The sequence below is a fragment of the Colwellia sp. C2M11 genome (genome assembly GCF_018860915.1).
Classification (GTDB): Bacteria; Pseudomonadota; Gammaproteobacteria; order Enterobacterales; family Alteromonadaceae; genus Colwellia.
The window spans coordinates 17,153-29,108 of record NZ_JAHKQD010000004.1 but is presented as its reverse complement, the minus strand read 5'-3'; the positions used below and the strand labels follow the sequence as shown (position 1 = coordinate 29,108).

Annotated in this window: 15 protein-coding genes and 1 tRNA gene; 7 read left to right on the top strand and 9 right to left on the bottom strand. The window is 33.7% G+C overall.

Annotation, left to right across the window (positions count from 1 at the left end; genetic code table 11):
• Positions 1-3: 3 nt before the first annotated feature.
• Both KO509_RS00915 and KO509_RS00910 read right to left on the bottom strand, forming a co-directional pair.
• Positions 4-243: a hypothetical protein gene (locus tag KO509_RS00915; protein ID WP_215971411.1), complete on the bottom strand. Its 240-nt coding sequence runs from the start codon at positions 241-243 to the stop codon at positions 4-6.
• Positions 234-446: a hypothetical protein gene (locus KO509_RS00910; protein ID WP_252727320.1), complete on the bottom strand. Its 213-nt coding sequence runs from the start codon at positions 444-446 to the stop codon at positions 234-236. The genes KO509_RS00915 and KO509_RS00910 overlap by 10 nt, the downstream gene beginning before the upstream one ends.
• A gap of 154 nt (positions 447-600) precedes the next feature.
• On the opposite strand from KO509_RS00910, the gene KO509_RS00905 reads away from it, so the two are divergent.
• The 4 genes from KO509_RS00905 to KO509_RS00890 all read left to right on the top strand — a co-directional run bounded on the left by KO509_RS00905 (position 601) and on the right by KO509_RS00890 (position 5,167).
• Entirely contained in the window at positions 601-1,497 is an 897-nt protein-coding gene (locus KO509_RS00905) for an ABC transporter ATP-binding protein (RefSeq protein ID WP_215971410.1), read from the top strand.
• Positions 1,498-1,503: 6 nt separating this feature from the next.
• Positions 1,504-2,532, top strand: a complete 1,029-nt coding sequence (locus KO509_RS00900; RefSeq protein WP_215971409.1) for an ABC transporter permease — start codon at positions 1,504-1,506, stop codon at positions 2,530-2,532.
• Positions 2,533-2,719: 187 nt separating this feature from the next.
• The gene (locus KO509_RS00895; RefSeq protein WP_215971408.1) at positions 2,720-3,358 is read left to right on the top strand and encodes a response regulator transcription factor; all 639 of its coding nucleotides are present in this window, start codon (positions 2,720-2,722) and stop codon (positions 3,356-3,358) included.
• Between the two features lie 78 nt (positions 3,359-3,436).
• Entirely contained in the window at positions 3,437-5,167 is a 1,731-nt protein-coding gene (locus KO509_RS00890; protein WP_215971407.1) for a hybrid sensor histidine kinase/response regulator, read from the top strand.
• Positions 5,168-5,303: 136 nt separating this feature from the next.
• On the opposite strand, the gene KO509_RS00885 is transcribed toward KO509_RS00890, so the two are convergent.
• Both KO509_RS00885 and KO509_RS00880 read right to left on the bottom strand, forming a co-directional pair.
• Positions 5,304-6,086, bottom strand: coding sequence for a hypothetical protein (locus KO509_RS00885; protein WP_215971406.1), 783 nt, complete (start codon positions 6,084-6,086; stop codon positions 5,304-5,306).
• A gap of 156 nt (positions 6,087-6,242) precedes the next feature.
• Positions 6,243-6,623 (bottom strand): hypothetical protein, encoded by a 381-nt coding sequence (locus KO509_RS00880; protein WP_215971405.1) that lies wholly within the window; start codon positions 6,621-6,623, stop codon positions 6,243-6,245.
• A gap of 195 nt (positions 6,624-6,818) precedes the next feature.
• On the opposite strand from KO509_RS00880, the gene KO509_RS00875 reads away from it, so the two are divergent.
• Complete coding sequence (locus KO509_RS00875) at positions 6,819-7,151, top strand: PBPRA1643 family SWIM/SEC-C metal-binding motif protein (RefSeq protein WP_215971404.1); 333 nt, start codon at positions 6,819-6,821, stop codon at positions 7,149-7,151.
• A 76-nt stretch (positions 7,152-7,227) separates the two neighbouring features.
• Here KO509_RS00875 and KO509_RS00870 read toward each other — a convergent pair.
• Positions 7,228-7,304, bottom strand: a tRNA-Arg gene (locus KO509_RS00870).
• Between the two features lie 97 nt (positions 7,305-7,401).
• Entirely contained in the window at positions 7,402-8,577 is a 1,176-nt protein-coding gene (locus KO509_RS00865; protein ID WP_252727319.1) for a flagella assembly protein FlgT, read from the bottom strand.
• Between the two features lie 234 nt (positions 8,578-8,811).
• On the opposite strand from KO509_RS00865, the gene KO509_RS00860 reads away from it, so the two are divergent.
• Both KO509_RS00860 and KO509_RS00855 read left to right on the top strand, forming a co-directional pair.
• Entirely contained in the window at positions 8,812-9,459 is a 648-nt protein-coding gene (locus tag KO509_RS00860) for a FlgO family outer membrane protein (protein WP_215971402.1), read from the top strand.
• A 16-nt stretch (positions 9,460-9,475) separates the two neighbouring features.
• On the top strand, positions 9,476-9,943 hold the full coding sequence (locus KO509_RS00855; protein WP_215971401.1) for an LPP20 family lipoprotein: 468 nt from the start codon (positions 9,476-9,478) through the stop codon (positions 9,941-9,943).
• A 134-nt stretch (positions 9,944-10,077) separates the two neighbouring features.
• Here KO509_RS00855 and flgN read toward each other — a convergent pair whose 3' ends face one another.
• The 3 genes from flgN to flgA form a co-directional block, all read right to left on the bottom strand.
• Positions 10,078-10,509 (bottom strand): flagellar export chaperone FlgN, encoded by a 432-nt coding sequence (gene flgN, locus KO509_RS00850; RefSeq protein WP_215971400.1) that lies wholly within the window; start codon positions 10,507-10,509, stop codon positions 10,078-10,080.
• Between the two features lie 59 nt (positions 10,510-10,568).
• The gene (flgM, locus tag KO509_RS00845) at positions 10,569-10,874 is read right to left on the bottom strand and encodes a flagellar biosynthesis anti-sigma factor FlgM (protein WP_215971399.1); all 306 of its coding nucleotides are present in this window, start codon (positions 10,872-10,874) and stop codon (positions 10,569-10,571) included.
• Between the two features lie 139 nt (positions 10,875-11,013).
• Complete coding sequence (gene flgA / locus KO509_RS00840) at positions 11,014-11,706, bottom strand: flagellar basal body P-ring formation chaperone FlgA (RefSeq protein ID WP_215971398.1); 693 nt, start codon at positions 11,704-11,706, stop codon at positions 11,014-11,016.
• Between the last annotated feature and the right edge of the window lie 250 nt (positions 11,707-11,956).

The following is an 11,956-nucleotide window of genomic DNA, read 5'->3' as shown; positions in this document are numbered from 1 at the left end:
TGATTAGCTTCTTGCCTGCCATTCCCAGAACTTTTTCATACTCAAATACTCACAGCGTTTATCATTACCGCTTTCCCCAGACTTTTGGTCGCAAAGGTGAATATCTTCATGATGCAATAAGCGATCTACGTAATAATTGATTGTTTTAGCTAATCCGTAAGTTGGGTAGTCTTTATAGGTTTCAATTAAAATAGTTAACCAGCGTTCAAGCTGTAAAAATTCTCCAGAGGTTTTTAAGCGCATAGATATTGCTCCACATTTATTCCATCATCTGTACTGGCTGCTAATAAGGCTTGCCACAGAACTTTTTTGGCACTTGCGTTTAAGCATTTACAATCGCCACCGTGTAGTACTCCTGATTTAAGCAATTGATGTAACATATTACTTGATAATTCAACTTGAACCTTCGTGTCATTAATGTCGGCGCTAGAAATTTCAGAAGTCATATTTCATCCTTTAATGTACATTTTCTTAATCCTTAAAATAAACCAACTACAAATTAAATGCAAATGATAATTATTACTATTTGTGAGAAATCTAATGTTTTTTTGAGTAAGTGCAGTACAATAAAGTTAAGAGCAGTATAAGGATCAATAAACTATGAGTGTTGCAATTTGTGTTGAGGCACTAACTAAGAAGTATAAAGATGTTGTTGCGGTCAATAATATCAGCTTCAATGTTAAACAAGGTCATTGTTTTGGGCTTTTAGGGCCTAATGGTGCCGGCAAGACAACGACGATAGAAATTATGGAAGGAATTATTTCGGCTAGTTCAGGCTCAGTTGTTTATAAAAACCATGAGAAACAACCAAAAGAAGTCGATAATTATATTTCCCAGCAAATAGGAATTCAGTTTCAACATACCGCTTTACAAGACTTTTTAACTGTCAAAGAAACATTGAATTTGTTTTCTGCTTTTTATGAACATACATTATCGCAACAAAAAATTATTGAGCTCTGCGATTTAGGTGATTTTTTAGATCGAGATAATCGATTATTATCAGGCGGGCAAAGACAACGTTTATTACTTGCCTTAGCATTAATTAATGACCCTGAAATTATTTTTTTAGATGAACCAACAACGGGGTTAGATCCACAAGCAAGACGAAACTTTTGGCAATTAATAAAAAATGTTAAAGCACAAAACAAAACTATTATTCTGACAACACATTATATGGATGAAGCTGAGCAGCTTTGTGATGATATTGTGATTATGGCTGAAGGGAAAGTTATTGAATCCGGCTCACCACAACAACTCTTAAGTAAACACTTTAAAGAAGTATTTATTTACTTACCAGCACAACAAGTTCCGGCCTCGCTAATTCAAACTTATCAATGGAAAATAGTGTCAGATAGGGTTGAAATTACTACAAGTAATGTCGAGCAAACATTATTAATGCTGATACAAAATCAGGTTTCATTAGAAGGCCTTCATGTAAAGTCTGCTAATTTAGATGATTTATTTTTACATTTAACTGGCCAGTCTTTAAGAGAATAGAGCAATATGAATATAAAGCGTTTTTATGCGGTGTTCAAAGCCCGCAACATTGAATTTTTTCGTGATAGATCATCGCTAGGCTGGAACTTAATATTTCCTGTGTTATTACTTATCGGTTTTTCGGTTATTTTTTCAGGGGATGGGCGTCCAGCATATAAAGTTGGCATTATTAATAGTGTGACCGAAGGCAAGGCTCAAGCAGAAAGTGTACAAGATTCATTTAAAAATATTCGGTTTATTGATTATATTAATTACGACACTGTAGAGCTTGCTAATAAAAAGTTAAGTCATCACACCATAGATTTAGTGATTGATGTTTCAACAAGCCAATATTGGGTTAATAACGAATCATCTAAGAGCTATCTAGTAGAAAAAATACTTAATGTCCCATTAAAAAACTATATCCGTTTAGAAACGGTAGGAAAAGAAATTCGTTATATAGACTGGGTATTACCCGGAATTTTAGGCATGAATATGATGTTTAGTTGTTTATTTGGTGTTGGTTACGTCATTGTACGCTACCGTAAAAATGCCGTATTAAAACGCTTAAAGGCAACACCTCTATCGGCTTTTGAGTTTGTCTCAGCGCAGTTATTATCTCGTTTATTTATCGTGATATTTATATCTACGGTAGTGTATAGCGGCTGTAACTTTTTATTTGATTTTTTAATGCTCGGTAGCTATTTCGATTTAATTATTATTGGCATGTTAGGCGCTTTTTGTTTAATCAGTTTGGGTTTATTAGTTGCTAGTAGAAGTAAAAGTGAAGAGCTTATTGGGGGCTTATTAAATCTAACTTCTTGGCCTATGATGATGCTTTCAGGTGTCTGGTTTAGCTTAGAAGGGGCACCATCAGCGTTAAAAACCGTAGCAGACTTTTTACCTTTAACACACTTAGTGGCTGGTGCTAGGCAAATAATTACTGAAGGCGCTACTTTAGGTGACATTAGTTATCATGTTACGAGTTTATTAGTGATGAGTGCGATATTTTTGTCTCTTGGTGCTTACTTTTTTAGTTGGAATACTGAGCGTTAACACAGTTGTATTATCTCCTTTGCCCAATTAATAATAAATTGGTAACTTGAACGTTTGATTATCATTAAATAATGATAATCAAACGTAATTTATTATAGGTTTTTGAATTTTTAATATTAAATTGCTATAAAAATATATATTCTAGCTTTATGTCCTTTATAGCAAACTTACCCATTAAGAATTTATAATGAAAATATTGAGCTTGGATGATCACCCTATCTTTAGCCAAGGGTTGAAAGCGTCTTTGTCTGCCTATATGCAGGAATGTGATATTACCTCAGCCTTAAATGCACAAGAAGCACTAGCACTTTTAAAAAAAAATACCGACTTTGATTTGTTGATATTAGACTTATCCATGCCAGACATGGATGGTGTTTCTTTTATGAAATCACTTATCTCCAGAAAAATTGATATCCCTGTGGTGATTATGTCTGCAAAAGAAGATTTAGTGACCTTATCAGAGTGTTTAAGTCTTGGCGCATTAGGTTTTCTCCCTAAAACATGGACGGTAAATCAATTAAGTGAAGCATTAACTAAAATCATCAATGGTGAGATTGTTATTCCTGATCATATTGCCAACTCCTTAGCAATAATGTCGAAAAACTCCATAGAAAATACTCAGTCATCACTTAGCGAAAGGCAATTAGAAATATTGAAAATGGTACAGTCTGGGTTAACAAATGCAGGTATTGCTGCTGTTTTGTATATCAGTGAAGCAACGGTAAAGTCACATTTACAGCGAATATTCAAAATATTAGGCGCTAAAAATAGAATGGACTGTATCCGTAAAGCAGAACATTTAAGAGTACTGCCAGCGCTTAGATAAACTTATTGGAATTGGTATAACCAAACTGATACTGAAAATTGAACAAAATAAATATCATTTTGATAAAGGCTATTAACATTGCTTACATTAGATCTTGAACAAAAAATAAATACAGAGTTAATTCAAAAAGAAAGTTTCTCTTTATACATGAAAGAAATGTTGAGGATTTACATAGGCTCTATCATTGTTGGTTTACCGCTTTACTACTTTATTTTTAAAGCGCAAACATCAGAAAATTCTATCAACATATGGTTTACCCTCGATGCCATATTATTGGTAAGTGTGCTCGTTACTTTTTATCTGTTTTATAAATATCCTGCTAAATTTAATCCTTCTGCTTGGGTAAACCTTAGCGATATTCCTCTGCTTATTTTTAGTGCATATATAGCTTCTGCTCCTTGGTTACTATTACATTCAGAAACTGATATTTATTTGTATACCATGTTTATCATGATTATTGCATTAACGGGAACGATAGCGCATGCCCTTGCTTATTATTTTTATCGTGTAGTCGTTTTTTCGATGTTGCCTTTATTATCATTGGCCATTAAGTTGTATATGATGGAAGTAGATCATGGGGTCGATATTTATATCGCATTAATTTTGGTTTGGACAGGTCTAATGGCCTTTTTCCATGGTGTTAATAAATCATTAATAAGCGCAATTGTTCTAAAGTTTGAACATGTACAGGCACGTGCGAATGCTGAGCGACTTAATGCCGAAAAGTCGCAGTTTATTGCGGCGGCAAGTCATGATATTCGCCAACCACTGCAAGCGGTTAATCTTATTGTGAATACGCTTAAGTCAGGAAACATTAACCCTAAAGATGATGTACTATTTGAGCGTTTGGAGGACAGTGTTAATAGCATGTCTGAATTACTTAATAGCTTACTTGATGTTTCCAAATTAGACGCTCAAATTATTGTTCCTAACCCTCAACATTTATGTTTAAAAACCTTACTGCTTAAGTTACAAGGGGAATTTGAACCGCTAGCCAAAAATAAAGGGCTTTATTTCGAAATTGAGGTTGGAAGTTGTACCGCAGTAGCTGATGTTATTTTGCTTAAACAAGTGTTAAATAATTTATTATCAAATGCCATTCGTTATACAAATTCAGGGGGAATTAAAGTCTCTGTAAGTCATGACTTAGGTAAAATTCAGCTAAATATACAAGATACAGGCGTGGGGATAAGCGTAGCAGATCAAGATGTAATATTTAAAGAATTTCAACAACTACATAACCCAGAACGCGATCAAAACAAAGGTTTAGGGTTAGGTTTGTCAATTGTTAAACGATTATGCGAATTACAAGGTTGGTCATTATCACTTAACTCTGAACTGGGCGTTGGTAGCTGTTTTAGTATTAAAGTACCTGAAGGCGATAGCAAGTTGATTGAAGTAGCTAATGTTGTTGATATGAATAAAAGCTTGAGTGCTATTGATATCATCATTATAGATGACCATGAAGGCATTCGCTTTAGTTTAAGTAATATGCTAATTAGTTGGGGATGCAAAGTACGAGCCTTTGAATCAGCCGAGGAGGCTTGTAGAGCAATTAACGTCTTACCTGATTGGGCACCTAATCTACTCATATCAGATTATCGATTACGCAATCACAAGACAGGCATTGCGGCTATAAAGCAGGTTCAATTAACCTTAAATTATCCGATTAAATCAATATTAATTAGTGGTGATACCTCGCCAGAGGTAATAAAAGCGATAGAAGCCGAAGGCGTGAGTTGGTTACATAAACCGATTAAACCGGCAAAATTGAGAGTGGTGATTACACGAAAAATGAAAGATCTATAGTGACTTGATGACATTTCTTTTCTATTAAGCTTTTTCTATCAGTTTTTTCTACGAAGGTTTAGTCGCACTGAGAGGGGATAGTGAATTAACTGTCTCTAGTTGCATGAACGTTGCAACTAGAGACATTAAAAGCATATTAGTTATTTAATCTTAAGTATTCAAAAGCAAATAAACTTTTTCCAGACGTTTGATTATAGTATTGGCAGTATAGTTTTTCACCTTGTTTAGGGGCTAACGAACTTGTGTTAGCGTGAACGCTTAACATTGTTTTTCCTTTAGCCTTAAGTTTTTTATCCCATATACCGCTTCGAGAACTATTACTTCCTTCGGCGCATTCTTCTATCCCTTCAGAGTTACCACAATGAAGTAACATAGCTTTACCTGTGATAAAGTCTACGCTGTATGAATATTCATCTTTTCGTTCAGTTTCGCCTAATGCACCAGCACCAGGGTTAGCTGATCTAATACACTGCATAGACCAATCATTTGAATTACCTAATGCTTCATATTTTTTTGTGTCAACTTCCATATAAGCTACTTGACGTGATTCAAGTGAAGGTAAAATACAACCGTTAGTTAATTCGGCTGGCTTTCTATTTAACAAACCTGTACGTTTCTCTTTAGAAAACCCTTTCTGAAATGTATATGTACCTAGGTTACCTATTATTATATTTTCAGGTTTAAAATCAGTACAAGTCGTCATTGATGTTAAGCTTGCATCTGGTCCGCCTTCTAAACTTGGGCCTGCAACATTGCTAACACTAGCGCTTTCACTGGTTGATTTAGCCGTTTTCTGTACTTCTTTTTTAGCTTCACCGGTTAGCTTGTTTTTTAAACTACCAAAAAGATCAGCATGGGCACTTGAAACGCTTACTGACATTGCTAAACCCATTAAAATAGATACTTTACTTAACTTCATTGTTTTATTCCTTGTTACTACGGGTAATTATTTCGAATAACTATATATAAATAAAAGTAGTATCAGGGAAAATTTCATACTTTAGTATGAACCTGATTATCATTATAGCTTTGTGTTTACGTTAACTTTTATAAGAAATTATACTAATTGAAAAGATTAAGTTAGTGTTGCTAGCCATTGCATAGCATCTTCTTCATTATCAAAATTCTTACTTTGTTGTGATTGTCTAGAAGGGGAGAGCAAGTTAATAATATCAAGAGTCGTAATAGAAGATATTACCATTGCTTTGGCAACTAAATTTTGCGTGTTTAGCCATTGATTATATTTTTCAAGTTCTTCATATGCCTCTGGAGTACCACCTAATACTTCCAGATTATTGATTAAAATAGAAAAAGGTTTTCCTTGAAAGGTATCAATTATTTGTTTTACACCAACAGTATACTTTTTCGCACCAAATTCGTTAAAAGCGCCTTCTAGCTTTACTATAATAATATTTTTATCAACAGTAATTGTTACTTCTCCGTGTTCTATCTCCATTATTATTAGGGCTCCTTGGTGCATTTATTGATGCTATGGTTTATTAACTGTAGTGTTATATTTGCTGTAATTCAAATATAAAAAATTGATAATAAAACTTATCATTAATTCAATAGTCGACTATTCACCGCGTTACGTTATACTGCCGCGATAAAATGAACGTATTAAATACAGAATTAAAATAGCGGAGATATTGTGCACAATTTATATTATAAAGGTCGAATTCACACTAGAGAAAACCATGTAAAAACAGGGTTTAAAAATGAACGCAATGCTAAGCTAGGGACAGAAAAAAATCCATTAACGCTAGTTGTTGGTAGTGAAATAAGAAAAACAGAAGTTGAGGCTATTGTTACGGAAAATAAATTTTATGCTGATATCAGTGTTGATGACTCTGTTGATGAGAATATTAGCGAGCTTGATGCAGTATTAAATACACCAAAGACGACTACCTTTGAGAAAACACCTAACCGTAACGATCCATGTTCGTGTGATAGTGGCAAAAAATATAAAAAGTGTTGTGGTTAAATACTACCCCTTTTATAGAATAAATAGTTTATTCGTTTTTTCGTCGTAGGTGTGTTTTTTAAATTTTTGATTTTTATGGCGCCTTTGAGAAGATTCGAACTTCCGACCTAGCGCTTAGGAGGCGCTTGCTCTATCCAACTGAGCTACAAAGGCGTTTTGAAGCGGTAAATTAATGACCTAACTTTATGGTGCATATTCTATTGCTTTATGAGCATAAAGTTAAGCTTTACCTTTGCTTTATATACTTTTTTTAATATCGTACTGCTACATCATTTATTTGAATATTATCTAGTAAATCATTATTCAACGTTTTTGCTGTTGCACTTTGTGATGTGAGTTTGGTTACTTTAACTTTATGAGGGCTAATATTGTAACCCGTATAGCTTTTTCCTTGTTGACTAACGAAAGTGCTACTATGGAGTAACGTGAACTCATCACCAATTTTCACGCCATGATTTTTACCTAAATTTATTGTAATTTGGTTGCCTTGGACTTGTATTATTTTTCCTTCATTCGGCTCACACATAACATTTTCGTCAATATCATTTATTGTTCGACTAAGTAAAGCATCAATCATATTACCGTAATCGCTCTGCCAAAAGGTGGTGGCGTGTACATCAATACTTCTTCTTTTATTGAAATCCCAAACCGCAGAGTCTTGGTAATTACCTTGCCATATTTGTTCGCCACTAAAACCATTGTATAAATAAAGGGTAAAATCGAAATTCCTAGGGTAGGTCGGTTGTTGCCATACTTTTAATGAATTTGTTCTTTGCTCTTGCAAAGACATATCGTTAATTTCACTAAAAAGAACATATTGGCTGTCGGTATTTTCAGCTAGAGAGATTGTGAGTTGTTTTATTTTTTCTTCATTGAAACTATTATTTAAACGCGAGAATTCTGTTGAGCTTTTAAGTAATAATTTACCCCCGCTATAGCTACTTTGATTTTTAAGTTTTTTATTTAGCTGTTTGATCATGGCGGAATCAATTTGATATATTTTGCCAAGGTTTGCGTGTTCTCTTTGAAGTAAGTGGCTTTTGGTGATCAAAATTGATTTTTTGTAATCTAACGAGAAACACTTTTTTTCTTGAGGAAAAATATCGGCACGTATAGTAACGCTAATCATATCGTTACTATGAAGCTCTTCTATTAATTCAATTGAATTCACACTGCCACTAGCACGTATACTTATTTGATCTTGAGTGAGCAACCCATTCACTACTTGTTGAATACTTGAAACGCTAGCACCAGCGACAAGTAATGCTTTTTTTAACGCATTTTCCATTGCCTTAGTTCGAGCTACTTCAACCGAGTCTTTAGCTGTTGATGCATAGCCTTGAGCCTCATACCATTGTGCATTAGTAATAGCGCTAGTTACCATTAAGCTGATAGATAAAATGATTTTTTTAGATATAGTATACATATACTCTCTCATGAAAATGAAAAGCCTGTTTTAGGCATAGTGCAATTTACAAGGAACTTTACTATAGAGCTTATGCACAATGTGTGCCTGTTTATTTTAACTAACCTTGTACTTGAAGCTTAATTGGCTTGAAATGTGCATTGTTTTATAGCAATAAATAATCGAATAGATAAAAAGTTCATTGCTTAAGCTAGCGAAATATAGCATAAATGTTGAATTATTAAGGGGTTCACTATGATAAAGTGGCTGATACCATTACTGCTGCCGACTCTTTTATCTTGTAGCAATACAGTAAAAGAAGATAACTTTTATAAGATAAAGCAAACAGATAAAAGTGAGATAGATAGTTATAACTTACCTAAGCATGCCATTAATGATTTAGTAAAAGGTTTAGCGTATCAAATGTTAGCAAATAGTAGTTTTGTTAACGCGAAAACGCCGGTGGCTGTTGCTTCGTTTGTTAATTTAGAGGATCTTGAGTCAACTAATTGGCTAGGAAATCAAATAGCAGAAAGCTTTGTGCATGAATTACAGAGTCATGGTTTGGTCATTATTGACTACAAGGCTACAGGTCATATTCGTGTTACAAAAGCAGGCGACTATGTTTTTAGTCGTGATTGGGAAGAGCTTCCTGAACGTCAGATTATTGACTATGTAGTCACAGGAACTATGATGGAGCAAGAAGACGGGATTATCGTTAATGCACGTATGATTGGCATTCAATCTCATGTTGTTGTTGCTACAGCACAATCTTTTATTCCTAAATGGGTTGTAGGTGCAGAAAAAAATCATGGTGAACATGTCATAATGAAAGACGGTATGATGATTCGCAGTAATCATAAATTAATTAAAGAGCAGCGCGCTGTTGCTATTCAACAGTAATTTAAGAGGTGAAATAATGATAAATGCACGCTTTAAAATAATAACTGCTGTTGTAAGTTTACTGTTTATTGCTTCTTGCACAAGCATGTACGATAAGCATGTACAATGGCAAGTAGTTGAACCACAAGTATTTCCTATTATTCACGGTATTGGTTACGCACCAATAAGTTTACAAAAATCTGATAACAAAACTCAACGGATGCTAATGGCCATTAAAGCGTCGAAAATTGCCGCTTATTCAGAGTTAGCAGAGCAAGTTTATGGGCAACAAATTAGTAGTTCAACAACTATGGCTGATATGTTAATTGAAAATCAACAATTAGTTTCATCTATAAAAGGCTTAATTAGAGGCGCTAAAGTCGTAAAAAGTTATCCGGTAGGGGATACTTATACAACAGAATTACAGCTTGATTTCAAAGACGTGTATGAAATATATCAAGCAAATTTACAGCGAAAAGAAATTAAGAAGGTCGAATACTTTTAAACGTAGGGTACACTCGATTCAACCAAGCTTCATTATAGAGGCTTGTTTTGTATTAATGAAATATTGACTTGAGGTTATTTTGAGTCAGTTATTCTAATAGCTAATAATTTGAATAACTGAAGTATATGACTTATCTAAGCTTTCATCTCTATGCTGCTTAATCCACCAGATTTCTTACCTTTACTATCATAAGTCATTGATGATTTATTGTTATTTTCTAATAACGTTGTTTTCATACGCTGAACAGCTAGCTGAGATTGCGCTATTATTTGGCCATTTATTTTGTTTTTTTGTTGGCAAAGGTGTAATAGATCTTCAATTTCAGTGAGTTTTTCATCAAGAACCCCGGCTTTTTTATCTATTGAGAAAGCTTGGTTAAGACTAATTTTTTTATCTAAATCTTGAATAGCAACCAACAATAAGTTTTTTTGCTCACTAATTTCTAGTAATGCGTCAGGTTGATGTTGCTGTAAAATAAGTTTTTCACTACTAATAATTTGCTCTAGTTCTTGTAATTGAGCAAATTGTTGAGAAATTAACTCTATTGATTGAGGGGAAGCTGACATTAAGTACACCTTTATTATAGCAAAGGGTGATTATCACCCAGTCCCACGGTTATATCAAATTATAACGTAAATTCAAACTTAGCCATGCTAGCAGCAAGCTTTTGCGGATCTATTTTATACTCACCAGAGGCAATTGTTTTTTTCAGCTCTTCAATTTTCTCTTGATTAATCACAGGTGCATCAGCTGATTTTTTTTGTAATTCTTTGAACTGTTGCGCTTGTGGCGTCAAGGAAACAGAGTCGCGAGCAACATGTTTAGTTTGTGGGCTATGTGCTGTAGTTTGAGCCACATCTTGTTTAGCATGAGACTGCTTATTTTGGTTGATCTGTGCTTGGTTATTTAAGTTATTGATATTTATAGTCATAATATTACCCTACGGTAAAAAGTTCTTCTAAAGTTTATTCATTAACTTTATATCGGCAAAAAGTAAGATAACTTAAATAAAATACACTAAAAATTTTAGGGTAAAATAATTTCCGACGGTAAAGATTAGATCTTAAAAATTATAGGTTAATAGTAACCTGATTAACAGCACTAATTTGAGGCTTAATTATTCGACCAGAACGTGAGTTTTTAACCTCAATCTGTTCATGTAAATTACCTGAGCTTAGTGCAGTACCTTTTGTTTTAATTAAAAAGTTATCATTTTTTGCAATAATAGTAATAACGTCTCCTTTACAAACTAAACATATGTTTGATTTAGTAATGGTGCGTTCATTGCCGATTCTTTTTTCTGCTTTACTACCCAACACTGAGTTTATATCGGTAATCCTTTCACCACGTATTTTGTTTGTGGCAATGTAATCTATTGCAATATTCTCTTTAGTGAGCACTTCACCTTTCTCAATCGTACTCGTTGTAACAACAACTGCAAAGGTTCTTTCAATTTTAGCAGGTAAGTATAATTGCCAAGGAGTTGCATCATCACAAGTTATATTAACATTAACATTCCTACGATTGGTATTTTCAGGTATATTTGCTTTAATAGGTACTTGGCAAGGTTTTATTATTATTCTTGTATCTATATTGGTAACATTAAAGGATATTCGTCCATCAGCTGGCGCAGGTATATTGGCTTCTAGGTATTTTTTTGCAAATGACTCTATATAAGCTCTATCCCATGTTGTCGCTAAACTGATGGAGGGTAAAAGCATTAATAAGCAGATAAAAGAAAGATAAACGATACTTGTACGCATGATTTTTTGCCATATATTTTTAGGTTAATTCAAATACTCGACTATGCTCTTAACTAGGGTAACATAGTTATTGGCACATTAAGTTTATACTATGAGTATATTAATTATATTCATTACTTATAATATAGTGACATACTAAGCATCAGTTTTTTGTCACTTATTTTGACATACAGTAAATACAATCAAGAATTGTGCCTTTTTGTTCTATTCAATATAGGATTAATGATAGCGCTCTTGATTATAAATGAGG